The 25,767-nt window shown below is 67.9% G+C and carries 22 protein-coding genes and 1 tRNA gene; 14 read left to right on the top strand and 9 right to left on the bottom strand.

Going from position 1 to position 25,767, the window contains the following annotated elements; all coding sequences use genetic code 11:
* Positions 1 to 97: 97 nt before the first annotated feature.
* From AXA74_RS18580 to AXA74_RS18595, 4 genes are all read right to left on the bottom strand, one after another.
* Positions 98 to 1,588 carry a patatin-like phospholipase family protein gene (locus tag AXA74_RS18580; protein ID WP_029579530.1) on the bottom strand — a complete coding sequence of 497 codons (1,491 nt, stop codon included), beginning with the start codon at positions 1,586 to 1,588 and terminating at the stop codon, positions 98 to 100.
* A 271-nt stretch (positions 1,589 to 1,859) separates the two neighbouring features.
* Positions 1,860 to 1,935 (bottom strand) — tRNA-Ala (locus AXA74_RS18585).
* 57 nt (positions 1,936 to 1,992) lie between these two features.
* Positions 1,993 to 2,778 (bottom strand): exodeoxyribonuclease III, encoded by a 786-nt coding sequence (gene xth, locus AXA74_RS18590; protein ID WP_029579529.1) that lies wholly within the window; start codon positions 2,776 to 2,778, stop codon positions 1,993 to 1,995.
* Between the two features lie 144 nt (positions 2,779 to 2,922).
* Positions 2,923 to 3,585, bottom strand: a complete 663-nt coding sequence (locus AXA74_RS18595) for a GntR family transcriptional regulator (protein WP_029579528.1) — start codon at positions 3,583 to 3,585, stop codon at positions 2,923 to 2,925.
* A gap of 95 nt (positions 3,586 to 3,680) precedes the next feature.
* On the opposite strand from AXA74_RS18595, the gene AXA74_RS24805 reads away from it, so the two are divergent.
* From AXA74_RS24805 to AXA74_RS18635, 9 genes are all read left to right on the top strand, one after another.
* On the top strand, positions 3,681 to 3,812 hold the full coding sequence (locus AXA74_RS24805) for a hypothetical protein (protein ID WP_260481299.1): 132 nt from the start codon (positions 3,681 to 3,683) through the stop codon (positions 3,810 to 3,812).
* The gene (locus tag AXA74_RS18600) at positions 3,809 to 5,101 is read left to right on the top strand and encodes an amidase (RefSeq protein WP_060833243.1); all 1,293 of its coding nucleotides are present in this window, start codon (positions 3,809 to 3,811) and stop codon (positions 5,099 to 5,101) included. Before AXA74_RS24805 ends, AXA74_RS18600 begins: the two co-directional genes overlap by 4 nt.
* A gap of 8 nt (positions 5,102 to 5,109) precedes the next feature.
* A complete protein-coding gene (locus tag AXA74_RS18605; RefSeq protein ID WP_029579526.1) occupies positions 5,110 to 6,306 on the top strand; it encodes a CaiB/BaiF CoA transferase family protein in 1,197 nt (398 codons plus the stop codon).
* A gap of 13 nt (positions 6,307 to 6,319) precedes the next feature.
* Positions 6,320 to 7,111: an enoyl-CoA hydratase gene (locus tag AXA74_RS18610; RefSeq protein WP_029579525.1), complete on the top strand. Its 792-nt coding sequence runs from the start codon at positions 6,320 to 6,322 to the stop codon at positions 7,109 to 7,111.
* 72 nt (positions 7,112 to 7,183) lie between these two features.
* Complete coding sequence (locus AXA74_RS18615; protein WP_032979599.1) at positions 7,184 to 8,161, top strand: ABC transporter substrate-binding protein; 978 nt, start codon at positions 7,184 to 7,186, stop codon at positions 8,159 to 8,161.
* Positions 8,162 to 8,180: 19 nt separating this feature from the next.
* Complete coding sequence (locus tag AXA74_RS18620) at positions 8,181 to 9,026, top strand: ABC transporter permease (protein WP_032955633.1); 846 nt, start codon at positions 8,181 to 8,183, stop codon at positions 9,024 to 9,026.
* Between the two features lie 7 nt (positions 9,027 to 9,033).
* Positions 9,034 to 9,783, top strand: a complete 750-nt coding sequence (locus AXA74_RS18625; protein ID WP_029579522.1) for an ABC transporter ATP-binding protein — start codon at positions 9,034 to 9,036, stop codon at positions 9,781 to 9,783.
* 14 nt (positions 9,784 to 9,797) lie between these two features.
* Positions 9,798 to 10,670, top strand: a complete 873-nt coding sequence (locus tag AXA74_RS18630; RefSeq protein WP_032979600.1) for a polysaccharide deacetylase family protein — start codon at positions 9,798 to 9,800, stop codon at positions 10,668 to 10,670.
* Between the two features lie 16 nt (positions 10,671 to 10,686).
* Positions 10,687 to 11,571 (top strand): alpha/beta fold hydrolase, encoded by an 885-nt coding sequence (locus AXA74_RS18635; RefSeq protein WP_032955635.1) that lies wholly within the window; start codon positions 10,687 to 10,689, stop codon positions 11,569 to 11,571.
* Positions 11,572 to 11,771: 200 nt separating this feature from the next.
* Here AXA74_RS18635 and loiP read toward each other — a convergent pair whose 3' ends face one another.
* Positions 11,772 to 12,545 (bottom strand): metalloprotease LoiP, encoded by a 774-nt coding sequence (gene loiP / locus AXA74_RS18640; protein ID WP_080700158.1) that lies wholly within the window; start codon positions 12,543 to 12,545, stop codon positions 11,772 to 11,774.
* Positions 12,546 to 12,701: 156 nt separating this feature from the next.
* Positions 12,702 to 15,029: a heavy metal translocating P-type ATPase gene (locus AXA74_RS18645; RefSeq protein WP_032979601.1), complete on the bottom strand. Its 2,328-nt coding sequence runs from the start codon at positions 15,027 to 15,029 to the stop codon at positions 12,702 to 12,704.
* A gap of 106 nt (positions 15,030 to 15,135) precedes the next feature.
* Between AXA74_RS18645 and cadR the strand changes: the two genes are divergently transcribed.
* Positions 15,136 to 15,570, top strand: coding sequence for a Cd(II)/Pb(II)-responsive transcriptional regulator (cadR, locus tag AXA74_RS18650; RefSeq protein WP_029579516.1), 435 nt, complete (start codon positions 15,136 to 15,138; stop codon positions 15,568 to 15,570).
* A 154-nt stretch (positions 15,571 to 15,724) separates the two neighbouring features.
* On the top strand, positions 15,725 to 16,327 hold the full coding sequence (locus AXA74_RS18655) for a nitroreductase family protein (RefSeq protein WP_029579515.1): 603 nt from the start codon (positions 15,725 to 15,727) through the stop codon (positions 16,325 to 16,327).
* A 74-nt stretch (positions 16,328 to 16,401) separates the two neighbouring features.
* On the opposite strand, the gene argH is transcribed toward AXA74_RS18655, so the two are convergent.
* Positions 16,402 to 17,814, bottom strand: a complete 1,413-nt coding sequence (gene argH / locus AXA74_RS18660) for an argininosuccinate lyase (RefSeq protein WP_029579514.1) — start codon at positions 17,812 to 17,814, stop codon at positions 16,402 to 16,404.
* A 110-nt stretch (positions 17,815 to 17,924) separates the two neighbouring features.
* Between argH and AXA74_RS18665 the strand changes: the two genes are divergently transcribed.
* The 3 genes from AXA74_RS18665 to AXA74_RS18675 are packed head-to-tail and all read left to right on the top strand — an operon-like array spanning position 17,925 to position 21,290.
* Entirely contained in the window at positions 17,925 to 19,244 is a 1,320-nt protein-coding gene (locus AXA74_RS18665) for a mechanosensitive ion channel family protein (protein WP_032955797.1), read from the top strand.
* A gap of 36 nt (positions 19,245 to 19,280) precedes the next feature.
* Positions 19,281 to 20,915 (top strand): NAD+ synthase, encoded by a 1,635-nt coding sequence (locus tag AXA74_RS18670; protein WP_032979602.1) that lies wholly within the window; start codon positions 19,281 to 19,283, stop codon positions 20,913 to 20,915.
* Positions 20,916 to 20,951: 36 nt separating this feature from the next.
* The gene (locus tag AXA74_RS18675) at positions 20,952 to 21,290 is read left to right on the top strand and encodes a P-II family nitrogen regulator (protein WP_029579511.1); all 339 of its coding nucleotides are present in this window, start codon (positions 20,952 to 20,954) and stop codon (positions 21,288 to 21,290) included.
* Positions 21,291 to 21,353: 63 nt separating this feature from the next.
* Here the strand turns inward: AXA74_RS18675 and AXA74_RS18680 are convergent, their stop codons facing one another.
* Together AXA74_RS18680 and AXA74_RS18685 are read right to left on the bottom strand one after the other, a co-directional pair.
* Complete coding sequence (locus AXA74_RS18680; RefSeq protein ID WP_051594004.1) at positions 21,354 to 24,470, bottom strand: S8 family serine peptidase; 3,117 nt, start codon at positions 24,468 to 24,470, stop codon at positions 21,354 to 21,356.
* Between the two features lie 301 nt (positions 24,471 to 24,771).
* Positions 24,772 to 25,668, bottom strand: a complete 897-nt coding sequence (locus AXA74_RS18685) for a LysR substrate-binding domain-containing protein (protein ID WP_029579509.1) — start codon at positions 25,666 to 25,668, stop codon at positions 24,772 to 24,774.
* Between the last annotated feature and the right edge of the window lie 99 nt (positions 25,669 to 25,767).

Consider the following 25,767-nt stretch of genomic DNA (forward strand, 5'->3'; position numbering starts at 1 on the left):
GTGGGAGCGTCCATCATAAGCCCGGCTGTCGCCGCGCGTGCCAGCACTGCTTGGCGCCTGGCACAGGGCGGCCGGCGGCTCATGCGCGGATCAATTCTCAGCGCTTTCGCGGGCCGGGCGGGGGCCGCTGGAGGTCGGTCGCCACACCCGGCAGCCCGTCGAAGACCGGGGCTTCTCTCTTTGCATCGGCGACCGCCGACGCAATATCCCTGTTGTGGACGACAGCCTGCCTGGCCGCGTCTATGACGAAATCAATGTCTTTACGGGGCAGGCTCAGCCGCGTCGGGATCGTATTCAGCGTGCTGAAAAGCGCCGCGTCGGCGTCCCGGAATGAAATATGGTGAGCGGTCACGGCCACATCGGCGCAATCCCAATCCTCCAGGGTTCCCCGCAGCGCGAGGACCTTCTCGGGAGGGAGCCCGCAGCGATAAGTGACGAGCGCCGTCTGCCAATGCTGCAATGCCAGGGTGACGGCATCCAGGCCGATGCGCGTCGTCGAGGCCATCGCCGTGTCGAAGGCCGCGATCAGCACTTGGTCCAATCTCACCGAGGCCCCCTTGCCGCCCCAGCTGTATCTGGGCTGCACGCCGGCATCGGTCACGATGAAGAGGAATCGCCGCAGGCGTACGGCCTGACGCGGCGAGAGCGGTCCGTAGGGGGTCTGCGCGGCGGCGCGCTCCAGCGTCAGCCCGGTGATGCCGAGATTGTCTGTCAAGCCGCCATCGAGCAGGCGCACGTAGGGAAGATCGCGATCGGAGTGATAGGACTCCAGCGCCCGCGCATAGGCCCGCAGCCGGACAGACGAGGACGCACTATTGAGGGCCTGCTGCAGCCACGCGGGCGCCACATACTGGCAGTCCTTCTTGGGCGTTTCGATGTTGACGGGCGCAAAGGCGCCCGGAAATGCAGCGGACGCGGCAACGGCATCCGCGATCTTGAGATCATCGATATCGCTGCACAGCGCGGCGAACACGTCCGGCGTGAATAGAAAGGGCGTGTTGTTGTAGATGTCCGACGCTGTCAGCCAGACCACGGGGCTTTCGGGCCTGCGCAGGCTGGCAAAGGTGGCGTGGTCGAATACTTTTTCGTCCAGCCAACGCGCGAAGGTCTGCCTGTCATTGGCTCCGCCCGACAGCGCCGCCGTGATCATGGTGCCGATATGGAACTTGGTTTCCATATGGGATTCGGCATCCTGGTACAGGAATCGCTCGCGGAAATCCTGGAACCCGTCCTTGCCTTTCCATCCCAGATACGCGGCCATCACCGCGCCGCCCGATGTCCCGGCGACCGAGCGCACATTGTCCAGCAACGTCCGGCGATAGGGGATGTCGTCGACCACCATGGCGTCCAGCCCCAGGAGAACGCCATACGCCCAGGCGGCGGCCCGCATGCCGCCGCCGGAAAAAGCCAGCGCGACCACGGTCGTGCCGTCGTCACCGGCATCCGGGATATAGGCCGGCGAAGCGGGCTTGGGATCCTCGCTGACGGCGTTGATCGGGGCGGTATCCATGCTGCGGCAGCCGGAAACGGCGGCGCCGAGGCAGACCGAGAGCAGCAAAGCCAGCGGCAGCGACCACTTGGTATTCACGCCAGTCTCCCAGTGCAGGGTCAGTGCGAACGTGGCGCTGCCATCACGATTGACAGGGATCGCGGCGTGCCACGTGGCTGCTTGTTGTTGTACCGGAGGCGCCAGCCCTTGATCAAGGACTGGCGCAAGGACAAGCGGCCCGCCGTCTATGCATGGCTTGCGGGGAGCGCCCGCGGCCGCCGCGGGCCATCAAGCCAATGAAATCACGGCGCTGGAAACAAAAAAGCCTTGGAACACATGGTGTGTGTCCAAGGCTTTTCCGTCTGGAATTTGGTGGAGCGGAGGAGGATCGAACTCCCGACCTTCGCATTGCGAACGCGACGCTCTCCCAGCTGAGCTACCGCCCCAAAATCAGAAGAGCGCAACTATACACGAAATTTCGAGCCGTGTGTGGCGGCCCGGTGTCAGGCGCCGAGGTCCAGCGTGGCGACGACCGGGGTGTGGTCGGAGGGCTGTTCGTTGGCGCGCGGCGCTTTGTCGATGACGCAGGCCTTGCAGGCTTGTTTCAGCGCTTCGGACAGCAGGATGTGGTCGATGCGCAGGCCGGCGTTGCGGCGGAAGGCGAACATGCGGTAGTCCCACCAGGTGAAGGACTTTTCGGGCTGCTCGAAGAGGCGGAAGGCGTCGGTCAGGCCCAGGTCGAGCAGGGTGCGGAAGGCGGCGCGCTCGGGTTCGGAGACCAGGACCTGGCCTTGCCATTTTTCGGGGTTGTGGACGTCTTCGTCGGCCGGGGCGACGTTGTAGTCGCCCAGGATGGCCAGGCGCGGGTAGGTGCGCAGTTCTTCTTCGAGCCAGTGGCGCAGGGCGCCGAACCACTCGAGCTTGTAGGCGTATTTGTCGCTGCCCACGCTCTGGCCGTTGGGGCAGTAGGCGCAGATGACGCGCACGTCGCCGGCGGGGCTGGGCAGGGTGAGGGCGATGACGCGCTGCTGGGGATCCTCGAAGGCGGGGATGTTGCGCACCATGGCAAAGCCCGGTTCGCGCGTCAGGATGGCCACGCCGTTATAGGTTTTCTGGCCGGCCCAGACGGCGTGGTAGCCGATCTGGGTGAAGGCCTCCAGCGGGAATTTGTCGTCGGCGAGCTTGAGTTCCTGGATGCACAGGGCATCGACCGGGTTGTCGGCCAGCCAGGCGATGACCTGGGGCAGGCGGACGTTCAGGGAGTTGACGTTCCAGGTGGCTAATTTCATGGTGTTCTCATCGTCCGGCCACGCGGGCGCGCCGCATGGGCGGCGGGCGTAGGTCCGGGCGGGGCGGCAAAGGCCGGGCGGGGCCGGCGGAGGTGCCCAATGATACCCCGCGCGATACCCCGCGCGAGGCGAGCCATCGGCGCGTCAGGTCTTGACCATGGAGCGGGGCAGGTTGATGAGAAAGTCGGCCAGGCCTTTGGCGCCCTGGGCCAGGCTGATGTGCCGCATCATCATGCGATGGGCGCGCTCGGGGTCGTTGGCGAGGATGGCCTCGACCAGTTCGCCGTGCTGTTCATAGGAAGCGCGCACGCGCCCGACAGCCGTGAAGGCATGGCGCAGATAGGCGCCCGTGCGCGCGCGCAGCGCCAGCAGCTGTTCGCGCAGATAGGGGTTGCGGCAGCCTCGGTACAGCACTTCATGAAAGTCATGGTTGGCCTCGCGCCAGGCCTGGCCGTCGTCGGCTTCGGCGATGGGGGCGGCGGCGCGGTGCAGGCGCGCCAGTTCCTGGCGTTCTTCGGGCGTCATGCGCTGGCAGGCCATGCGGGTGCAGACGCCTTCCATCTCGGCCATCAGCTCCCAGATCGCCAACAGTTCCTGGACGTCCAGGCGCGCCACGACCATGCCGTTGCGCGGCTGGCTCTCCAGCATGCCCTGGACCTTGAGCTGCAGCAGGGCTTCGCGCACGGGTGTGCGCGAGACCTGGTAGCGGGTGGCCAGTTCCTGCTCGTCGATGGCGTCGCCGGGCAGCAGCGCCCCGTTGCGGATGTCGTTCTCCAGGGACTGGCGGATGCGTTCACTGACTTTCATAGGCTATGCATACAAACACTGATTGCACGAAATTATCCACTGTTCTATAAATATATTTATAGTCGAAAAAATAATACTCAAGGGGGTTTTTCGATATGCAGGATTCCACGCCCACGGCCGAGCAAGTGGCGGCCAGGCTGGCCGGGCAGGGCATCGCCGCCACGGCGCGCGAGGTCGCCTCGGTGGTCAAGGCCCTGGCCCGCCTGGCGCCGGAGCGCCGTCCATGACGCCGGCCGGTCTGCCCGGTTCCATCGCGGCGCTGCGCGCGGCGCTGTTGCGCGGCGAAATCGGCGTGGGCGAGGCGCTGGCGGCGCAGCGCCAGGCCCTGGCGCGCCAGACCTGGCATTGCGTGGCCGGGCTGCTGCCGCCGGCGGCCGATCCGGCCGTGGAGCAGCCCCTGGCCGGGGTCGGGCTGGCGCACAAGGACATCTTCGTTTTGCCGGACCGCGCGCCGCAATGCGGCGCGGGCTATGCCTGGCCCGGTGCCGGGCCGGTCGCGCCCGTGGTGCAGCGTCTGGCGGCGGCCGGCGCGCCCGCCCTGGCCACCCTGGTCATGGCCGAGCATGCTTGCGGCGCCACCGGCGAGAATCCCCGCTATCCGCTGCCGGTCAATCCGCTGGATCCCCGGGCGGCGGTGGGCGGGTCTTCCAGCGGTTCGGCCGTGGCCGTGGCGGCGGGCCTGTGCTACGCCTCGCTGGGCACGGACACGGCCGGTTCGGTGCGCATCCCGGCGGCAAGCTGCGGTTTGCTGGGCTTGAAGCCCACGCGGGGACGCTTGCCCAATACGGGTGTAGCGCCCATGGCCGCCTCGCTGGACACGGTGGGCCTGTTGGCGCGCAGCGCCGATGACCTGCAGGCGGTGTGGGCACAGCTGGCGCCCGGCGAGCCGGCCGAGGCGCCGCGCCGCATCAGCACGTGCTGGCGGCATCCCGATGGCGATCCCGACGAGGCGGTGGCCGGCATGCTGGAGGATTTCGCCGCCGGCTGCGCCGCTCGCCGGCGCGACGTGGCGCTGCCCGGCCTGCGCGAGTGGACGCGGCTGGGCCAGACGGTACTGCATGCCGAAGCGTTCGAGACCCATGCCCGGGCCCTGCGCGGCCAGGCGCCCGCCCTGGGCCGGCTGGCCCGTTCGCTGGCGCTGACGGGCGCGGCCCTGCCGGCCGATTGGCTGGCCGACGCCCGCGCCCGGCGCGAAGCCTGCACACAGGCCTTGCTGGAGCAGGCGCTGGTCGATGGCGAGGTGCTGCTCACGCCGGCGCTGCCGCGCGGCGTGCCGGATTGGGCCCAGGTGCTGACCGATTCGCCGGAATTCGATGCGCGCCGCTTGCTGGACATGTTCCGCTGGTTTGCCTTTGTGAACTATCTCGGCCTGCCGGCCATGGTCTTTCCGATCGGGCGCGACGCCCGGGGCCGGCCGGTCTGCGTGCAGGCCATCGGCCGCCCGGGCGCCGAGGCGCAGCTGCTGGCCCTGGCGCGCGCCGCCTTTCCCTTTCCGTTTTTCCTGCCTCAAGGTTGAATCGAACCATGCCATCGCTTTCCGCTTCGCCGGCCCTGCGCCGCTTCCGCGTCCTGGATCTGTCCCGCGTGCGCGCCGGCCCCACTTGCGTGCGCATGCTGGCCGATTTCGGCGCGGACGTGATCCGCATCGAGCCGCCGCCCGGCATCGATCCCAATGAAGCCATGTTCGCGGCCGATCGCTGGAGCGGCGACTTCCAGAACCTGAACCGCAACAAGCGTTCGCTCACGCTGAACCTGAAAAAGCCCGAGGGCCTGGAGGTGTTCCGCCGCCTGGTGGCCGGCGCCGACGTGGTGGTGGAGAATTGGCGGCCCGACGTCAAGCAGCGCCTGGGCGTGGACTACGCCTCGCTGCGCGCCTTGAATCCGCGCATCATCCTGGCCAGTATTTCGGGTTTCGGCCAGACCGGCCCCTATGCCGGACGGCCGGGTTTTGACCAGATCGTGCAAGGCATGGGCGGCCTGATGTCGGTGACCGGCCTGCCCGGGCAGGGACCGGTGCGCGCCGGCCTGGCCGTGGCCGATTCCAGCACCGGGTTGTACGCGGCCATCGGGATTCTCACGGCCTTGCTGGAGCGCGAAGTCTCCGGCGAAGGGCAGTGGGTCCATGCTTCCTTGCTGCACGCCCAGATCGCCATGATGGATTTCCAGGCGGCGCGCTATCTGAATGATGGCGATGTGCCCGTCCAGGAGGGCAATGACCATCCCACCAGCAGCCCCATGGGCTTGTTCCGCGCGCGCGACGGCGCCTTTAATCTCGGCGCCTCGGGCGAGGGCAATTGGAAGCGCTTCTGCCAGGCCCTGGGACGCGGGGACTGGCTGGCCGATCCCGATTACCAGAACGAGAAGCTGCGGGTGCGGCATCGCCAGCGCCTGAATGCCGAGATCCAGGCGGTGTTCGAGCGCGAGCCCGTGGCTCACTGGGTGGAGCTGCTCAACGCGGCGGGCGTGCCGGCCGGGCCCGTCTATACCGTGCCGCAGATGTTCGAGGACGCCCAGGTGCGGCATCTGGGCGTGGCGCGCCGCTGCGCCGCCTGGCAGGGGGGCGAGCGCACGCTTATCACCCAGCCGGTCACCTTGACGCGCACGCCGGCCGAGATCGAACGCACCGCGCCGGGCTGGGGCGAGCATACCGACGAAGTGCTGCGTGAGGCCGGCTATGGCGACCAGGATATCCGCCGCCTGCATGAGGCCGGCGTGGTCTGAAGAGGAAGACATCATGAGCCATCATCCGCCGGGCCGTATCCAGGCCGACACGCAGGCAGGCGTGCTGCGCGTGCGCATTTCCAATCCCGCGCGTTTCAACGCGATGTCGCTGGCGATGTGGGAGGCGCTTTGCGCCACCGTCGTCCGGGCCCAGGACGACGCCGAGCTGCGTGTCATCGTGCTGCAGGGCGAGGGCGAACGCGCTTTTGTCTCCGGCGCCGATATTTCCGAATTCGCCGAGCTGCGCGACGATGCGGACCAGGTAGCCCGCTACGACCGCGCCGTGAGCGCGGCCCAGCAGGCCCTGGCCGACAGCCGCATTCCCACCATCGCGGTGATCCGCGGGATCTGCATGGGTGGGGGCCTGGGCCTGGCCCTGGCCTGCGATCTGCGCTATTGCAACGCCGGCGCGCGTTTCCGCATGCCGGCCGCGCGCCTGGGGCTGGGCTATGCGCTGGACGGTGTCAAGCGCATGAGCGACATGCTGGGCGCGGCCCGGGCCATGGACCTGTTCCTGACGGCGCGCACCTTCGACGGCGCCGAGGCCGGCCGCATCGGCCTGGCCCACGAGGTCTTCGACGACGAGGCTTTCGAGGCCGAGGCGGCGTCGCGGGTGGCGGCGGTGGCGGGCAATGCGCCGCTCACCCTGCACGCCGCGCGCCTGGCCTTGCGCCATCTGCTGGACGGACGGCCATCGGCCCGCGAGGTGGACCAGGCCGTTCAGGATTGTTTTGGCAGTGCCGACTATCGTGAAGGGCAGGCCGCCTTTCGCGAGAAGCGGCCGCCGGTGTTCCAGGGGCGCTAGACCAACGCCTTTATCAGCCAGGGCCGCGCGCAGTCCAGGTCGGCCGCCGAGTATCAACACAAGGGGAAATACATGAAAACACTTTATCGGACCGCCATCACGGTCTTCCTGGCCGGATATGCCGGCCTGGCCGCGGCCGTGGGGCCGCAGCCGCCGGCCTCGCCGCAAAAGCAGACGCTCACCGTGGGCTATGTGAAGGTCGGGCACCTCTCGCCCATGATCTTCATTTCCGAGCCCATGAAGGCCTGCAATGTGGAGGTCAAGCCGGTGGAGTTCGTGCGCTATGCGGATGCGCGCACGGCGCTGTTGTCGGGGTCGCTGGACGTCTCCGGCATCGGCCCGGCCGATCTGGCCATTGCCCTGGCCCAGGGCAGCGAGAAGATCGTCGGTCTGTCCGGCGTGGCGTCCTCGCCCAAGTACCTGGTCACGCGCAAGGGCGTGAAGATGGATGACTGGAAAGACCTCGCCGGCAAGCGCGTGGGCATCGCGCCGGGGTCGGCGGTGTGGTTCCAGTGGGCCGCCACCCTGGCCGAGAAAGGGATTCCCTACAACAGCTTCACGGCGGTCAATATCCAGGGCGGCGGCACGGCCTTCGTGCAGGCCTTGCAGCGCGGCGACGTCGACGCCGTGGCCCTGTGGGAGCCTTTCGAGTCGCAGCTGGTGGCCGAGGGCACGGCCTTCTTCGCCAAGAACCTGGAGTACAGCCAGTCCAAGGCCGTGGGGGCCGAGCTGGGGCTGCTGGCGGCCACGCGCGATGCGCTGACGGCCAAGCGCGAGGCGGTCAAGTGCTTCCTGTGGGCGTACAAGCAGGCCGAGGAGACGCTGGGCAAGGATCCCGAGGCCTTTGCCCAAGCCTATGCCAAGTACACCAACCTGCCGCTGGCCGTGACGCGCGAGTCCGTCAAGCTCATCAAGCTGGGCGGCGTGCTGGACCTGGAGCAACTGCAGCGCCAGGCCAAGACCTTCCATGACCTCGGCGTCATTCCCAAGGACGTCAGCGGCCAGATCGGCAAGGTCTGGGACCCCACGCTGATGCGCGAGGTCATGTAGTCGGTATCCGGAGGCAGTCATGAATTCTTCTATCCTCAAGCGTCCGGCGGCCGCGCCCCGGGTGGGCGCACAGGGCGCGGCCCTGCGGCGCGGGGCCACCGCGCTGGTGGTGCCGCTGCTCATCCTGGCGATCTGGCAGTGGGCGGGGCAGTCGGCCGATATGGCCGGCGTGCTGCCCACGCCGGTCCAGGTGGCCCAGGCCTGGTATGCCTGGATCTTCGGCAACCCCGGCATGGGCCTGAACCCCTATCAAGGCACCTGGGCCGGCAATGTGCAGTACTCGGCCCTGCGTGTGGCGCAGGGATTCGCGCTGGCCATGCTGGCCGGGATCCCGCTGGGCCTGGCCATCGGCTGGAGCCGGCTGGCCTCGCGCCTGCTCGACCCGCTGATCCAGGGCCTGCGGCCCATCCCCATCACCGCCTGGCTGCCGTTCTCGATCGCGCTGTTCGGCATACGCGACCTGGGCGCCATCTTCCTGATCTTCCTGGGCGGCTTCTACGCCATCGTGGTCAATACCACCCAGGGCGCGCGCGATGTGGACCGCAACCTGGTGCGCGCGGCCGGCATGATGGGCGCCTCGGCCGGCCAGCTCATGCGCCGCGTGGTGCTGCCGGCGGCCATGCCGTCCATCTTCACCGGCTTGCGCATCGGCCTGGGGATCTCCTGGACGGCGGTCATCGTCTCGGAGATGGTGGCGGTCAAGTCGGGGCTGGGCTATGTGCTCTGGGATGCCTATTACGTGGGCCGCATGGACATCGTGCTGGCCGACATGGCCTCCATCGGGCTCATGGGCTTTTTGAGCGACCGCCTGCTGGTCGCCGTCGAACATCGCGTCCTGGCCTGGCGCATGCTCCAGAATCATTGAGGGTGTCATGTCGCATATTTCTGTCACGCAGTTGAGCAAGACCTATCCCGGCGTCTCGCCCGTGCATGCGCTGGACCATATCGACCTGCAGGTCGAGGAGGGGGAATTCGTCGCCTTGCTCGGCCCCTCGGGCTGCGGCAAGTCCACCTTGCTCAATCTGATCGCCGGTTTCGAGTTTCCTTCCGACGGCGAGCTGCGCGTGGGCGAGCAGCCCGTGGCGCGGCCCGGCCCCGAGCGCGGCGTGGTGTTCCAGGAGGCGGCGCTGTTTCCCTGGCTCAATGTCTGGGAAAACGTGGTCTTCGGGCCCAAGATCGCCGGCCTGCCCAAGAGCGACTACGTGCCGCGCGCCGAAGAGATGCTGGAGATCACGGGCTTGTCGGCCTTCAAGCAACATCTGCCGGTGCAGCTGTCCGGCGGCATGCGCCAGCGCGTGGGCATTGCCCGCGTGCTGACGCTGGGCTCCAAGGTCCTGCTGATGGACGAGCCTTTCGGGGCGCTGGACGCGCAGACCCGCCTGACCATGCAGGAACTGCTGCTGTCGGTGTGGCAGCGCCTGCGCACCACGGTGGTCTTCGTCACCCACGATATCGACGAAGCCATCCTGCTGGCCGACACCATCTACGTGATGTCGGCGCGGCCGGGCCGCATCGCCACCCGCATCAAGGTGCCCATCGATCGTCCGCGCTCGCTGGACCTGATCACGGGCGAGCTTTTCAATGGCCTGAAACGCGACATCCTCGGCCAGATGCGCCACTGATTCCGGGAGCCTTCATGTCCAATCCGCGTATTCCGCATGCCTTCCCGGATGACCGGCCGCCCTGCGCGCCGCCGGCCGGCGGCAACATCATGGTGCACCTGGTGATCAACGTCGAGAACTGGCGTTTCGACCAGGCCATGCCGCGCACCATCATCACGCCGCCGCACGGCCGCGAGACCGTGCCCGACGTGCCCAATTTCAGCTGGGCCGACTACGGCATGCGGGCCGGCCTGGCGCGCATGCTGCGGGCCATCGGCGAACGAGGCCTGCCGGCGTCCACCAGCTGCAACGCCAGCGTCATCGACGCCTACCCGCGCGCGGCCGAAGCCATGCTGCGCGCCGGCTGGGAGTTCATCGGCCACGGCATGCACCAGCAGTCGCTCAACCACGGCGGCGGCGAGCGTGAGCTCATCGAAGCCTGCCTGGAGAAGCTGCGCGCCTTCACTGGCGGCCGGCCGCGCGGCTGGCTCAGTCCGGGCCTGCGCGAGACCGCCGATACCCCCGACATCCTGGCCGCGGCCGGTGTCGAGTACGTCTGCGACTGGGTGGTGGACGATCTGCCCAACTGGATGCGGGTGCGCCAGGGCAGTCTGATCCAGATGCCTTACAACCTCGAACTCAACGATTCGGTGATCTATGCGGTCGAGAAACACTCCACGCCCGAGTTCCTGCTGCGCTTGACGCGCACGCTGGAGGTCTTCGACCGGGAGGCGCGGCGCTGGCCGCGCGTGCTGGCGCTGGGCCTGCATCCGCATCTGATGGGGGTGCCGCACCGCTTCGGCGACTTCGAACGCATGCTGGATCTGCTGATGCGCCATCCGGGCGTGGTCTTCATGACCGGCGGCCAGATCGCCGATTGGTTCAAGTCGCAATATCCCGCTGTCTGAGGACCAGGAGACTTCCATGCCCCAGGCCTTGACCGACGATGGCGTGCACCTGAGCTATGAATGCGTGGGCGAGGGGCCGGCCGTGCTCTTCGTGCACGAGTTCGCCGGCGACATGCGCAGCTGGGAGCCGCAGCTGCGCGCCTTCGCGCGGCGCCATCGCTGCATCGTGTTCAATGCGCGCGGCTATCCGCCTTCCACGGTGCCCCGCTCGCTGCAGGCCTATTCCCAGGCGCGCGCCGTGCAGGATATGGCCGCCGTGCTCGATGCCGCCGGCGTGGACCGGGCCCATGTCGTGGGCCTGTCCATGGGCGGCTTCGCGGCCCTGCATTTCGGCCTGATGTTCGCCGACCGGGCGCTGTCGCTGACCATCGCCGGCGCCGGCTATGGCGCGCTGAGCGCGGACAGGCCGGCCTTCCAGGCGGCCTCGCTGGCCGCCGCCGCGCAGTTCGAGTCGCAGGGCAGTGGCGGCTACGGTCCGGCCTACGCCCTGGGCGCGGCCCGCATTCCCTTTCTCAACAAGGACGGGCGCGGCTGGCAGGCCTTTGCCCAGGCCCTGGCCGGACATGACGCCGTCGGCGCGGCGCTCACCCTGCGCGGCGTGCAGGCGCGCCGTCCGGCCCTGGACGCCATGAGCGGCACCCTGGCCGGCATGCGCGTGCCGGCCCTCATCATCGCTGGCGACGAGGACGATCACAGCCTGCAGGCCTCGCTCTTTCTCAAACGGGTGTTGCCGGCCAGCGGCCTGCTGGTGCTGCCCAAGACCGGTCACACCATCAATCTGGAAGAGCCCGAGGCCTTCAACCGCGCGGTGCTGGACTTCATCGCGCAGGCCGAGGCGGGCCGCTGGACGCCGCGCGACCCGCGCTCCCTCGGCGAGGTCATGCCGCCAGCGTCTTCTTAAGCCCGCGGGCCGTCTACGGTTTCACGCCGGCCGAATGCCGGGTCGCGGGTCTGCTGATACAGGACCTGACCGCCGCCGGGATCGCGGCGCTTTGCCCGGCCAGCGCCGGGCGCCATCAGGTCAAGGCGCGTTTGCACAAGAGCGGCGGCAGGCGGAACGGGTCAATCTGCTGTTCCGCCTGCCCGTCCTTCGACGCCTGATTACTTGCCGCTGTCGATGCGCTGCTGGATGTGCTTGGCGCGGTCCGGCGAGGAGGGGTGCGAGCTCAGCATGCTGCTCTGGCCGCCGTCCAGCTCGGCCAGTTTTTCGAAGGCCGTCACCAGGCCCTTGCGGTTCATCTTCTTCTGCGTGAGCAGGTCGAAGGAGTAGTCGTCGGCGGCCGATTCCTGCGATTGCGAGAACTGGGCGTTGATGAACTTCTCGGTCAGGTCGCCCAGCTGCGAGGACGACAGGGCGCTGACGGCGCTATTGCCCGTCGCGCTGGCGGCCGTGCGCGCGGCGCTGACCGCGTAGGCCGTCTGCATGGCTTTCTTGCTGTGGCCCAGGGCCACGTGGCCCATTTCGTGGCCGATGACGCCGCGCAGCTCGTCGTCGTTCATCATGTCCATCAGGCCGCTGTAGACGCGCACGCAGCCATTGCCCATGGCCCAGGCATTGACTTCCTGGGTCTGGTAGACCTTGTAGTTGATCTTCTGGCCGTTGAGGTCCATCTTGCCGAAGCCGGCCATGACCTTGTTCAGGCGCTTGGTGTACTTGCTGTTGGCCGGCGCCACCTTCGATTGCGCGTCGCTTTCCTTGCAGGCGGCATCCGAGAGCTGGACGATATCGGCATCCGACAGGCTCATGGCCTTGGCCATGTCGCCGCCGGCGCTCATCAGGCTGTTGGCGTCCATATTCTTCATATTGGCGCAGCCGGCCAGGGCCAGGCTGCCGGCCAGGGCGGTCCAGAGCAGGGCGCGTTGGGTTTGCATCATTCTTCCTCTTTCCGGTGTTATGTCGATTGTCAGGGGCGCGATGGCGCGCGCGGCTGAACTCTAATAGGGCCGGACTGAATCCTGATGTGCGTGGTTTTCCATTCACGACAAAAAGTGAATGCCCCGGGGAGGACTTGTTGCAGAAGATGTCTCCCGCTACGCCGGCCTGGCCGCGCGCAGCAGGCGCAGGCCATTGGCGACCACCAGCAGGCTGGCCCCCACGTCCGCGAACACGGCCATCCACAACGTGGCATGGCCCGTGACCGCCAGCGCCAGGAATACCGCCTTGATGCCCAGGGCCAGCGCGATGTTCTGCGTCAAGACGCGATGGGTGGCCCGCGACAGGCGGACAAAACCACCGATCTTGCGCAGGTCATCGTCCATCAGGGCCACATCGGCCGTCTCGATGGCCGTGCCGGTGCCGGCCGCGCCCATGGCGAAACCGATGTCGGCGCGCGCCAGGGCGGGCGCATCGTTGATGCCGTCGCCCACCATCCCGACCAGGCCGCCGCCGCCGATCTTGGCCTCCACCCGCGCCAGCTTGTCCTCGGGCAGCATGTCGCCATGGGCTTCGTCGATGCCGGCTTCGCGCGCCACCGCCTGCGCGGCGCGGTTGTTGTCGCCGGTGAGCATCATTGTGCGCACGCCCAGGGCATGCAGATCGGCGATCGCCGCCGCGCTGCTGGGCTTGAGCGTGTCGGCCACGGCGGCCAGCGCGAGCACGCCCTGGCCATCGCTCAGGATGTTGGCCGTCTTGCCGGCCGCCTCCAGCGCGTCGATGCGGGCCTCGATGCCGGCGTCGAGCACCTCCAGTTCGCGCATCAGCCGGCGGTTGCCCAGATAAAAGGTCTCCTCGCCGATGCGGCCGGATACGCCGCGCCCGGCCAGGGCCTTGAAGTCGCTGACCGGAAGCAGGTCCGCGCTGCCGTGGGCCTGGGCCAGGGCGAGCGACACCGGGTGGTCCGAACGCGCGGCCAGGCTGGCGGCCACGCGCGCCGAGGACAGCCCCGCCGGGGTGAGCGGCTGCACGGTTTCGAAGTCGGTGCGCACCGGCTTGCCCCGGGTGAGCGTGCCCGTCTTGTCCAGCGCCAGCCAGCGCAGCTTGCGGCCGTTTTCGAGGTAGACGCCGCCCCTGATCAGGATGCCGCGCCGCGCCGCGGCGGTCAGCCCGCTGACCACGCTCACGGGCGTGGAGATCACCAAGGCGCAGGGGCAGGCAATGATGAGCAAGGCCAGCGCGCGATAGAGCGAGTCCATCCAGGCATGGCCCAGCGCCAGCGGCGGCACGACGGCCACCAGCACGGCCAGCAGTACGACGGCCGGGGTGTAGACGCGCGAGAACCTGTCGATGAAACGCTGGGTGGGGGCGCGCGCGCCTTGCGCCTGTTCGACGGCATGGATGATGCGGTCGAGCGTGGTGTTGCCCGCCGCCGCCGTGACGCGGTAGTCGAAACCGCCGGAGGTATTGATGGTGCCGGCATAGACCGCATCGCCCACCGTCTTCTCGACCGGCAGGCTTTCGCCGGTGATGGGCGCCTGGTCCACCGCCGAGCGGCCGTCGACCAGCGTGCCGTCGGCGGCGATGCGTTCGCCAGGGCGCACCCGCACCGTGTCGCCCACGCGCAGCTGGGCGGCCGGCACATCGGTCCAGCTGCCGTCCTCATTGCGGCGGTGCGCGGTCTGCGGCGCCAGGTCCATCAGGCCGCGCACCGCATTGCGGGCGCGGTCGAGCGCGCGGGCCTCGATGAGTTCGGCCACGTTGAAAAGAAACATCACCATGGCCGCCTCGGGCCACTGGCCGATCAGCACGGCGCCGGTGACGGCAATGCTCATCAGGGCATTGATATTGAGATTGCCGTTGCGCACGGCGATCCAGCCCTTGCGATAGGTCCCCAGCCCGCTGGCCGCGATGGCGGCCAGGGCCAGCACGGCCGTCAGCCAGGTGGGCAGGGCGGCGAAATGCGCGGCCTCGGCCAGCGCGGCCAGCACGCCGCCGACGGCCAGCAGGCGCCAGCCGGCGGGCTTGGCGGGCGCGGGGCGGGCCGCGTCTTCCATGGGCTCGGGCGTCATGCCCAGGCTGTGGATGGCGCGCAGGACGGCGTCGCGCGCGCCTTCGGCGTGCACGACCGTCAGCACGCGCTGCATGAGATTGAACTCCAGGCCATGCACATCGGGCATGCCGCCCAGCTTCTTGCGGATCAGCGTTTCCTCGGTCGGGCAGTCCATCTGGCCGATGCGCAGGCGCGACAGCACCTGCCCCGGGCCGGCGCTCAGGGCCGGCCCGTCGGCGGCCAGCCGCGCATGGCTGCCGTGGTCATGGTCATGGCCGTGATGATCGTGGCCGTGATGATCGTGGCCGTGATGATCGTGGCCATGATGGTCATGGTCATGGGGATCATGGCCGGGATGCGGGCTGTCATCGGGCGAACCCTTCGAGCAGCAACCGCCGGCCAGAGGAAAGACGTCGTGTGAGGACTTGGACATTGGTGATCCTGTGTTGTTGCGTCCCTTGATATTTCCGGGAGACTTGACCGTATTGCACACCCTGGAGTTACTATAGGGTCAAGCCCGCCATCAGCAGGAGGTCCTCATGAAGATCGGTGAATTGGCCAAGGCGGCCGCCACCACGGTGGAAACCGTGCGCTACTACGAGCGCGAGGGCCTGTTGCCCGCGCCCGAGCGCGGCATGAACAACTACCGCAGCTATGGGCAGGCGCACCTGGAGCGCCTGCGCCTGATCCGTAATTGCCGCGCCCTGGACATGACGCAGGACGAGATCCGCGCCATCCTCACGCTGGCCGACAATCACCAGGCCGGCTGCGGCGGCATCAACGAACTGTTCGATGAACACATCGCGCACGTGGATGCGCGCATCGCCGAACTGAGCCAGCTCAAGAGCCAGTTGACCGAGCTGCGCCGGCGCTGCGCCTCGGCCCGGCCGGATACCGATGACTGCGGCATCCTGCATGGCCTGTCCGAGATGCAGGTGGACGAGCGCCCCGAGCGCCATACCCACCTGGGCTGAGCGCCGCCCAAGACCCCGCCGCGCGGCGGGGGATAGGCCGCCTTGACGCCCGCCAGGCCTATAATAAGAACGTTTCTCATTAATCGGCTCCGGCCTCCGTGCCGGGGCGCCCCGGCTTGATACCATAGCCGCGGCCCGCACCTATCCGACCATCATGACCGAAGCCATCGCCAATCCCGCCCTGCACGCGCTCTATACGCGCCGTTCCATGAAATTCCTGCGCGCGCCCGCGCCCAAGGCCGATGAACTCGCGCAGATCCTGCAGGCCGCCATGAGCGCGCCCGATCACGGCGCGCTGCGCCCGTGGCGTTTCGTGCGCATCCAGGGCGAGGCCATCGGGCGGTTTGCCGACGTGGCGCTGGACGCCGTCAAGCGCAGCGGCGACCCGCGCATGACGCCCGAGAAAGAAAAATCAGTGCGCGCCTGGATGGCCGAGGTGCCGCTCTTCCTGGCCCTGGCGGCCAAGATCGACCATAACTCCAAGGTGCGCGAGCAGGAGCAGGTGCTGGCCGCCGGCGCGGCCGTGATGAACATCCTCAACGCCACCCATATGCTGGGCTATGGCGCCTTCTGGAGCACGGGGCTGGGCACTTATGTCGAAGAGGTCCAGGAGATCCTGGGCCTGGATCCGCTGGAATATCGCTTCCTGGGCTATCTGGCCATCGGCACGCCGGCCTGCGCCGTGCCGCCGGCCAACCGCCCGGATTTCCGCGACTTCCTGACCGAATGGACGGGCGCCGAGGCAGCGGTCAAGTAGGACGCGCGCCTTGGCGGCGCGACATGACAAAGGGCCCATGAAGGGCCCTTTGTGCGTTCAGGCGCGGCGCCGGTTCAGGCGGTCTCGTCGATCACGCGCTGGGCTTCGATGCGCACGCGCTCGGGGGCGGTGCCGCCGATGTGCTTGCGCGCCGCCACCGAGCCCTCCAGGGTCAGCACCTCGTGGATGTCAGCCTCGATGGACGGATGGTAGGCCTTGAGCTCATCCAGCGTCAGGTCGGCCAGGTCGCAGCCGCGCTGTTCGCAGTCGCGCACGGCATGGGCGACGACTTCATGGGCATCACGGAAGGGCAGGCCGCGCTTGACCAGGTAGTCGGCCAGGTCGGTGGCGGTGGCAAAGCCCTGCAGCGCGGCGGCGCGCATGTTCTCGGGCTTGACCTTGATGCCGCCGGCCATGTCGGCGAAGAGGGTCAGCGTGTCGCGCAGGGTGTCGGCCGTGTCGAACAGGCCTTCCTTGTCTTCCTGGTTGTCCTTGTTGTAGGCCAGCGGCTGGCCCTTCATCAGGGTCAGCAGGGCGACCAGATGGCCGTTGACGCGGCCGGTCTTGCCGCGCGCCAGCTCGGGCACGTCGGGGTTTTTCTTCTGCGGCATGATGGAGCTGCCGGTGCAGAAGCGATCGGCCAGGTCGATGAAGCCCATGCGCGGGCTCATCCACAGCACCAGCTCCTCGGACAGGCGCGAGACATGCGTCATGATGAGGGCGGCGGCGGCGCAGAATTCGATGGCGAAGTCGCGGTCGGACACGGCGTCGAGCGAATTGCGGCACACCCCTTCGAAATCCAGGCTGCGGGCCACGCGCTCGCGGTCGATGGGATAGGAGGTGCCGGCCAGGGCGGCCGCGCCCAGCGGCAGCCGGTTGACGCGCTTGCGGCAATCGGCCAGGCGCTCGGCGTCGCGGCCGAACATCTCGGCGTAGGCGAGCAGGTGATGGCCGAAGGTGACCGGCTGGGCCACCTGCAGGTGGGTGAAGCCCGGCATGATGGTGGCGGCGTTGTCCAGGGCCACCGTGGCCAGGGCATGGCGCAGCTGGCGCAGCAGGCCGATCAGGGTGTCGATTTCATCGCGCAGCCACAGGCGGATGTCGGTGGCGACCTGGTCATTGCGCGAGCGGCCGGTGTGCAGGCGCTTGCCCGCGTCGCCGACGAGCTCGACCAGGCGCTTTTCGATATTCAGGTGGACGTCTTCGAGGTCGAGCAGCCACTGGAAGCTGCCGGCGTCGATTTCCGACAGGATTTGCTGCATGCCGCGCTGGATGTCGGCCAGATCCTGGGCCGAAATAATGCCCTGGGCGGCCAGCATGTCGGCGTGGGCCAGCGAGCCGCGGATGTCGTGGCGCGCCAGGCGCTTGTCGAAATCCACCGACGCGGTGTAGCGCTTGACGAGATCGGAGACGGGTTCGGAGAACCGCGCGGACCAGGCTTGGGCCTTGTTGGCGAACTGGTCTTGTTGAGAGGGAGTATTTGCCATGATGGCCGGAATTATAGGCCCTGGCGGACAGGCTGGCGCGCCGCCGCCCCGGGCCCCGATATCGGATAATGAGGCCGGATGGACCCCGACGCAAGGAGCAAGCTTTGACGATGCAGTGGCAGACCGTGGCCGAAACCCTGGATCATTACACGCCGGCCCAGCCCTGGGCGCAGACCCTGGTGGGCGTGGCCGTGCTGGCGCTGGTGGCGCTTTTCGCCCAATGGGTGGTGGCCCGCCTGGTGCTGTATTTCGCCCACCGGCTGCTGCGCGCCTCCGGCCACGAAGACTGGGACCAGGCCCTGCGGCGCCGCCGCGCCTACCAGAATCTCTGGTACGCCGTGCCTTTCGCCGTGGTGTCGCTGGGCATCGACCTGGTTCCCCACGCCGAGCGCGCCGTCACCGTGGTCGGGCGCCTGGCCCATGCCGGCGCCTGGATCTGCGTGTTCGTGGCCTTCAGCGGCGTGCTCAGCGCCTGGCAGGACACGTATTCGGCCACCACGCGCGCCCAGACCCGCTCGATCAAGGGCTATATCCAGATCACCAAGCTCATCATGATGGCCATCTGCGTGGTGCTGGTGCTGTCCATCCTGATGGACCGCTCGCCGTTATGGATGATCTCCGGGCTGGGCGCCTTGTCGGCCGTGCTGCTGCTGGTGTTCAAGGACACGCTGCTGTCGCTGGTGGCCAGCACCCAGCTGACCTCCAACGACATGCTGCGCATCGGCGACTGGATCGAAATGCCCCAGGCCAATGCCGACGGCTTCGTCAAGGACATCGCCCTGCACACGGTCAAGGTGCAGAACTGGGATAACACGGTCACCACCGTGCCGACCTACAAGCTGTTCTCCGAAAGCTACCGCAATTACCGCCAGATGTTCGAGTCGGGCGGACGCCGCATCAAACGCACCCTGCGCATCGACGCGACCTCGGTGCGCTTCCTGGATGCCGAGGAGTCCCGGCGCCTGATGCGCTTTCGCCTCCTGCATGACTACCTGCAGGCCAAGGAGAGCGACCTGGCCCGCGCCAACCAGGACCTCGGCCCCCTGGCCGAGGTGCCGGCCAACCGGCGGCGCCTGACCAATATCGGCACGTTCCGCGCCTACGCGCTGGCCTATCTGCGCCACCACCCCGAGGTGCGCCAGGACATGGCCATGATGGTGCGCATGATGGAACCCCAGGCCGAAGGCATCCCGGTCGAGGTCTATTGCTTCACGGCCATCACTGCCTGGGTCGAGTACGAGCGCATACAGGGCGATATCTTCGATCATCTGCTGGCTATCCTCCCCGAACTCGGCCTGCGGCTCTATCAGCAGCCGTCGGGGGCGGACCTCACCGCCTTGTCCGGGCAGATGCGCCAGGCCGCCTGGCACGAAGCCCGGCACGAACAGGCGCTGTCCTTGCCGGGCTCCGGCGACCCCGCCATGCGATAATTTGGCATCCCTTTCATTGCATTGGAATCGTCGTTCATGAGCGTTGTCCGGGTAGGAATCGCGCAAATCAATGCCTGCGTGGGGGACCTGGCGGGCAACGCCGCCCGGGTCCTGCAGGCGGCCCGCCAGGCGCATGGCCACGGGGCCGACATCCTGGTCGCGCCCGAGCTGGTGCTGACCGGCTATCCGCCCGAGGACCTGCTGCTGCGGCCGCTCTTCATCGAGCGCCAGCACGCCGAGCTGGACAAACTGGCCGCCGACCTGGCCGGCCTGGGCGGCCTGCATGTGCTGGTGGGCCATGTCGAGCGCCGCGAGGGGCGTCTCTATAACGCCGCCACGCTGTTGGCCGGCGGCAGGCGGCTGGGCACTTATTGCAAGCGCGAGCTGCCCAACTACTCGGTCTTCGACGAGCAACGCTATTTCACGGCCGATACCCAGCCCCTGGTCTTCGAGCTCAAGGGGCAGCGCTTCGGCGTCAACATCTGCGAAGACATCTGGTTCGACCGGACCGCGTGCGCCGCGGCCCAGGCCGGCGCCCAGGTTCTGCTGGTGCCCAATGCCTCGCCCTACAACGTCGGCAAGCAGGCCGAGCGCCTCATGATCGCCGAACGCACCGTGGCGGCGACCGGCTGCGCCCTGGTCTACGCCAATCTGGTGGGCGGCCAGGATGAGCTGGTCTTCGACGGCGCCTCCTTCGTCCTAGACCGCCAGGGACAGCTGCGGGCGCGCCTGCCGGACTTCACCGAAGGCGTCAATATCGTCGACGTGCACGCCGACGGCAGCATCGTGGCGGTCACTCCCGAGGCTTCGGTGCGGCCCTACAGCGAAGAAGAGCAGGTCTGGAACGCGCTGGTGCTGGGCACGCGCGACTACCTCGGTAAGAACCGCTTCCCCGGCGCCATCATCGGTTTGTCCGGCGGCATCGATTCGGCTGTGGTGCTGGCCATCGCCGTCGATGCCCTGGGCGCCGAAAATGTCCGCGCGGTCATGATGCCCTCGCGCTACACCGCCGATATCTCGCTGGCCGACGCGCGCGACATGGCGCAGCGCCTGGGCGTGCGCTATGACGAGATCGTCATCGGCCCCATCGTCGATGCCTTCGAGAGCGCGCTGGCGCCGCAGTTCGTCGGCCTCCCGGTCGACGCCACCGAGGAGAACATCCAGGCGCGCGCGCGGGGCACCTTGCTCATGGCGCTGTCCAACAAGACCGGCCGGCTGGTGCTGACCACCGGAAACAAGTCGGAGATGACCACCGGCTATTGCACGCTGTATGGCGACATGGCCGGCGGCTTCGCGGTCATCAAGGACGTGCCCAAGACCCTGGTCTACCGCCTGGCGGCCTGGCGCAATACCCAGAACGACATCATCCCCGAGCGCATCATCACGCGCCCGCCCTCGGCCGAACTGCGTCCCGACCAGAAGGACCAGGACAGCCTGCCGCCCTACGATGTGCTGGACGGCATCGTCGTGCGCTACATGGAGCAGAACGCCTCGGCCGCCGAAATCGTGGCCGAAGGCTATCCGCCGGCCGCGGTCGAGCAGGTATTGCGGCTGATCCGCATCAACGAATACAAGCGGCGGCAGGCGCCGCCCGGGCCGCGCATCACGCCCCGCGCATTCGGCCGGGATTGGCGCTATCCTGTCACCAACGGATTCCGCGAATCCCCCTGAGCCCAGCACGCCATAACAATCTCCAGGACAGCGAAAGTGAAACAAGTTACCGCCATCATCAAACCGTTCAAGCTCGACGAAGTGCGCGAGGCCCTGGCCGAAGTCGGCGTCAGCGGGTTGACGGTCACCGAGGTCAAGGGATTCGGACGCCAGAAGGGGCATACCGAGCTATATCGCGGCGCGGAGTATGTGGTGGACTTCCTGCCCAAGATCCGCGTCGAGGTCGTCCTGGCCGACGATCTGGTCGACCAGGCCATCGAGGCGATCCTCAAGGCCGCCCGCACGGGCAAGATCGGCGACGGCAAGATCTTCGTGACGCCGGTCGAGCAGGCCATCCGCATCCGCACCGGCGAGGCCGACGAAGAAGCGCTCTGAAGCCGGCCCCGTCCCCACGCATGAAACAAGCGCCGCATTCGCGGCGCTTGTTTCGTCTGGTGGTCAGAATGTGTAGCGCATATGGGCGATCATGCCGTGCGTAGCCCAGTCCCGGCTCCATTCGCCCTGATAAGCCAAGCCCAGTTGGAGCGCAGCCGTGGCGGCAACCTGCATGCCCAGGCCCAGGCCCCAGCGCGTGCGCGCCAGGCCCCATTGGCCGCTGCGGGCCTGGGTCATCGGCATGGCGGCAAACCCGCCGTCGGTGCGAAAGTCGCGGCCGCGCAAGTCGTGGCGAACCTGAAGGCTGGCGTTCAGGCGCAAGGGCATGGACCCGATGGCCGTGTCGTGCGTGCCGGCCAGGCGGCCCACCAACGACGGTACCGTGACCTGATGGGCCAAGGCCCGCAGGCCATAGCCTCGCCCGGCCGACTCGGTAAATCCCCGTTGCCGGGTGTGATTGAGCATCACGCCGACCTCGGGTGTGAGCTGCGAATCCGGGGTCGGTTGCCATGCCTTGCCCAGCAGCGCGGCGGCCTGCAGGGCATGGCCCTGGGCGTCCGCGCCCACGGCTTCGGCGGTTTCATCAAACCAGATGTGGCGATCGACGCGATGGCGATAGCTGCTCAGGCCAGCCAGATATTTCAGATGCCAATCCTGTCCGAGATCCTGTCGCAGGCCGAACATCAGGCCGATGGCTGTGCCCCGGCTGCGGTCACGATCCGGCGCCTGGAAGTCCTCCTGCCAGCGCCGGTCGGCGATGGCCAGCCCCGCCGCCGCGCTCCAGTCCGGGTTCAGCCGCTCGCTCAGCCCCAGCGTGACGGCATGGCTGCCTTGCCTGCCGTCCAGGCCCGAGGGGTGCCAGCGGACCTGCTGGTGCTGGTATTGCGCGAAAAGCCCCTTGCCGCCCAGTTGTTGCCCAAAGTCGTCCAGGGCCTGATCCTGCGCCAGGCTTTGCAGCGCCGCGGCATTGGCGTAGACGCTGCCCGATAGGGAGTAGAGGCTGCGCTGCAGGCGCTCGGGGTCGCGAATCCCTTGCAAGGCGGCGGCGCCGCCCAGTAGCGCCTGTTCGGCCAGCGGTGCCGCCGGCAGGGCGCGCGCGCCCAGTGGGGCGTTCGCCATGGCATCGTCCAGGCCCTGCATGACGCGCTCCAGATTGCCGGCGGCGGACAGGACCTGGGGCCGTCGCGCATCCGGCTCCAGCCTGCGGGCCGCGAGCCGCGCGTCTATCCGCTGCAAGTCGACTTCCACGCGCCGGGCGTGATAACCCAGCTTGGCTTCGAGCAACAGCGTGGGGGCATGGGTGAAGCTGTCGAAGGCGCCGGTCACCTGGTCGCCGGCGGAAAGCACGACGTGTGTCTGGCCGGCGCGGGCCACGTAGCCGGTGCGTATGCCGTGGATATGGAGCCGGCCGGCCAGCTCCGCCCCGTGCCGGACCCGCAGCGCGCCGGCGCCGATATCGGTGATCAGCGTGCCCTGGGCCGATTGCCGGTAGTTGCCATCGATGGTCAATCCTTTCTCGGCGTTGTAGAGGGCGCCGTCGTTGTTCACCGGGCCCGTGCGGCCTACGCCGGTCAGCGTGCCCCCGCGGTTGATCTGCACGGATGAGGTGATGCTGCCCAGCACATCGAGGATGCCGCCATCGATGACGGTGTCGCCGGCATAGGTGTTGGCGCCGGCCAGGACCAGGGCGCCCTGGCCCGAGACCCTCAGCCCGCCCGGGCCGGAGATATTGTTGCCAAAGACGTAGCGGTCGGAAGCGCCGCGCTGCAGCGCGGCGTGGAACTCGCCGAAGGCGAATTGCGCCGGACCTTGCACGGCGCGCCCGATGTTGAGCAGGCCCCAGCCATAGATGCTGTCGACCCCTCGCTCGCCAAGGTCGGTGGCGGTGGTCAGCAAGGTCGTGCGCAGATTGTCATTGCTCATCCATGGGTATTTTTCCAGCAGGAGCGCCGCCGCGCCGGTCACCTGGGGTGCCGAGAACGAGGTGCCTCTTTGCTGGTTGGCGAATTGATCGGGGTCCGCGGGAAGGAAATCGCCGTATCCACTGGCGGCCATGCACCAGTCGGCGGCATTGCCGCATCGGTCGGCCCAGGGGGAGATCTGGTTGTTGAGCTCCACGCCGATCACGGCGATAAAGCCCTTCTGTAGGGACGGTTCGATAAGCGGCAGCAGGGCCTCGGCGGCCGGATCGGATTGGCCCACGCCGAGGTCGCCGTTGCCGGCCGCGAAGATGAACAGCCCGCCCTGATCCACGATCTGCTTGATCGTGCCAACGAGGGTCAGGGGTTTATTGGCCGCACTGGCGTTTCGATATGCCCGCTGGTAGCTTCGGAACACCTGGACCGAGGTGGCGCCGCTATCGGAGCCCAGGCTGTTGTTGAACAACCTCACGCCTTGGGCCGACAGGTCCCGCCACGCCGCCAGCAGAGAGCGTTCCGACAATTGCCGGGAGTTGGGGGCGAGGCTGATGTTGGCCGACAAGATGGTGGCGCCCGGCGCGATGCCTCCCAGGTAGTGGTTGACGGCGGTGGGCGCATTGAGCTCCTGCATCTGGCGGTTGCGGTCCTCCTGTGCGGCCAGGACCTGGGCGACCTGGGTGCCGTGATCGCCTTGGTTGGCTTCGTTGTAGGGGCCCGCGACGCCATTGGTGTAATCGGCGCTCTGGCCCTGGTCCACGTTGACCACGGGCGGCCCGGGCTTGACCCCGTTGTCGATCACGCCGACTCTCACCCCTTGGCCGGTCAGGCCCGCGTCGCGAGCGGGCTTGAGATTGATGAGGTTGTAGCGCGCCGCCTGGGTATTGGGGAAGACCGAGGATACGTTGTAACGGGTGTCCGCGGGCCGGCGATGGGCGCTCATGGGGCCGAGCAGAAAGTCATCCCAGGACCGGCTGGCCAAGGCGGGCGGGTTGGCCCGCTTGTCTTCGGCGGGCGGAACATCGCCCGGTGGGGGCAGGGGGGGATCGCCTACAGGGGGATCGTCTGCGGGGAGATTGGCCGCGGGAGGATCGATCGCGGGAGGATTGGCCGCGGGTTCACCCGCGCCCGCCGCTTCGCCAGCGTGTCCCGCGTCGCCGCCGCCCTCGCCGTCGCCGCCGCCTTCGCCGCCGCCTTCGCCGCCGATGGGCGGTGCATGCGGGTTGTCGGCGGGCGGCGCTTCGTCCGGCTCAGGCGCGGGCATCAACGCCGGCTGATGGACAGGCGCCGGCGGCACGGCCGGGAGCGGGGCGGGCAAGGAAGGGGCGGGCAAGGAAGGGGCGGGCGAGGAAGGGGCGATGGTGCCACCCCCTCCGCCACCACCTCCACATGCGGCAAGCGTCGTGCAAGAGAGTAACAAGGCGGCACGGTGACGACGACGGAGGCGCAGCGGACCAGGAGGGAAGAAAGGCGCAGGCATGGAACACGCTAAAAGAGAGGCTTTTTAGCGTGCCGTTAATCGATTCCGGGAAATCCGCCGCGAATTAGGACCGAGTGAGGCTGCGTCAGCTTGGCGGCGCAAGGTGAATACCCAGAAGGCATTGCTGGCAGATCGCCGCCGTGATGTCTTGCCGGGCGTGCTCGCGCCGCTCCAGCATGCCGATGGCGCGCGCCGTGGGGCCCAGGTCGGCGGGCAACGGCAGTACGCGCAGGTCCCGGCTTTCCCGCCAGTTGGCGCCATTGAGCAGGGGGAGCAGGGTTACGCCCGCCTGCTGGCGCACCAGTTCCACCAGGGTTTCGATGGCGTTGAGTTCCAGAAATTCGGTCAGCGGCAGACCCAGGCGGCGCAGCACGCGGTCGATCTGCAGGCCGGTGCGCTGGGTGCGGTCAAAGCGCAAAAAGGGATTGGCGCGCAGGACTTCGCGCACATCCTGGCCGCCGGCCGCTGCCGGATGCGCCACCACGACCAGCGGTTCCTGATAAAGAGGCGTCCACTTGGTGGACGCCCTCTTGCGTCCGGCCTCCACGATGAGGGCGGCGTCCAGTTCGCCGGTCTCCACCTTGCCGGCCAATTCGCTGGCCTTGCCGGAGAACACGCGGACATCCAGCCCGGGATGCTCGCGCTTCATGCGGGTGACGACCTTGGACAGCATGCCCATGCAGGACACGATGGCGCCCACCGAGACCGCCCCGGCCAGCGCATCGCTGGCATGGCGGGGCGCGCGCAGGCGCTCGTACATGTCCAGCAATTGCTTGATTTCGGGCAGCAGTTCGCGCCCGGCGGCATTCAGGATGGCCAACCGGCCGCTGCGGTCGAACAGTTCGCGCCCCAGTTCGGCCTCCAGCGAGCGCATTTGGAAGCTCACCGCCGCCTGGGTCAGGGCGACTTGCTCGGCGGCCTCGGCGAAGGTGCCATGGTGGGCGACGGCCAGGAAAGTCCGCATAAATCGCAGGGTGCTCATGGGGTTCGCGATAAGCAAAAAAAATTTTAATGACGGATCAAAAAATCAAATTGATTTAATTAAATCACAAGAGTAATTTCAGCAGTTTGTCCCCCGAGA

The organism is Bordetella hinzii LMG 13501, from assembly GCF_001548475.1.
GTDB classification, from domain to species: domain Bacteria; phylum Pseudomonadota; class Gammaproteobacteria; order Burkholderiales; family Burkholderiaceae_B; genus Bordetella; species Bordetella hinzii.

Coding starts and splice junctions, on each gene's coding strand:
- xth (WP_029579529.1), bottom strand. CDS start 2,778: ATGAAATTAGCCACCTGGAACGTCAACTCCCTGAACGTCCGCCTGCCC.
- AXA74_RS18595 (WP_029579528.1), bottom strand. CDS start 3,585: ATGAAAGTCAGTGAACGCATCCGCCAGTCCCTGGAGAACGACATCCGC.
- AXA74_RS24805 (WP_260481299.1), top strand. CDS start 3,681: ATGCAGGATTCCACGCCCACGGCCGAGCAAGTGGCGGCCAGGCTGGCC.
- AXA74_RS18600 (WP_060833243.1), top strand. CDS start 3,809: ATGACGCCGGCCGGTCTGCCCGGTTCCATCGCGGCGCTGCGCGCGGCG.
- AXA74_RS18605 (WP_029579526.1), top strand. CDS start 5,110: ATGCCATCGCTTTCCGCTTCGCCGGCCCTGCGCCGCTTCCGCGTCCTG.
- AXA74_RS18610 (WP_029579525.1), top strand. CDS start 6,320: ATGAGCCATCATCCGCCGGGCCGTATCCAGGCCGACACGCAGGCAGGC.
- AXA74_RS18615 (WP_032979599.1), top strand. CDS start 7,184: ATGAAAACACTTTATCGGACCGCCATCACGGTCTTCCTGGCCGGATAT.
- AXA74_RS18620 (WP_032955633.1), top strand. CDS start 8,181: ATGAATTCTTCTATCCTCAAGCGTCCGGCGGCCGCGCCCCGGGTGGGC.
- AXA74_RS18625 (WP_029579522.1), top strand. CDS start 9,034: ATGTCGCATATTTCTGTCACGCAGTTGAGCAAGACCTATCCCGGCGTC.
- AXA74_RS18630 (WP_032979600.1), top strand. CDS start 9,798: ATGTCCAATCCGCGTATTCCGCATGCCTTCCCGGATGACCGGCCGCCC.
- AXA74_RS18635 (WP_032955635.1), top strand. CDS start 10,687: ATGCCCCAGGCCTTGACCGACGATGGCGTGCACCTGAGCTATGAATGC.
- loiP (WP_080700158.1), bottom strand. CDS start 12,545: ATGATGCAAACCCAACGCGCCCTGCTCTGGACCGCCCTGGCCGGCAGC.
- AXA74_RS18645 (WP_032979601.1), bottom strand. CDS start 15,029: ATGTCCAAGTCCTCACACGACGTCTTTCCTCTGGCCGGCGGTTGCTGC.
- cadR (WP_029579516.1), top strand. CDS start 15,136: ATGAAGATCGGTGAATTGGCCAAGGCGGCCGCCACCACGGTGGAAACC.
- AXA74_RS18655 (WP_029579515.1), top strand. CDS start 15,725: ATGACCGAAGCCATCGCCAATCCCGCCCTGCACGCGCTCTATACGCGC.
- argH (WP_029579514.1), bottom strand. CDS start 17,814: ATGGCAAATACTCCCTCTCAACAAGACCAGTTCGCCAACAAGGCCCAA.
- AXA74_RS18665 (WP_032955797.1), top strand. CDS start 17,925: ATGCAGTGGCAGACCGTGGCCGAAACCCTGGATCATTACACGCCGGCC.
- AXA74_RS18670 (WP_032979602.1), top strand. CDS start 19,281: ATGAGCGTTGTCCGGGTAGGAATCGCGCAAATCAATGCCTGCGTGGGG.
- AXA74_RS18680 (WP_051594004.1), bottom strand. CDS start 24,470: ATGCCCGCGCCTGAGCCGGACGAAGCGCCGCCCGCCGACAACCCGCAT.
- AXA74_RS18685 (WP_029579509.1), bottom strand. CDS start 25,668: ATGAGCACCCTGCGATTTATGCGGACTTTCCTGGCCGTCGCCCACCAT.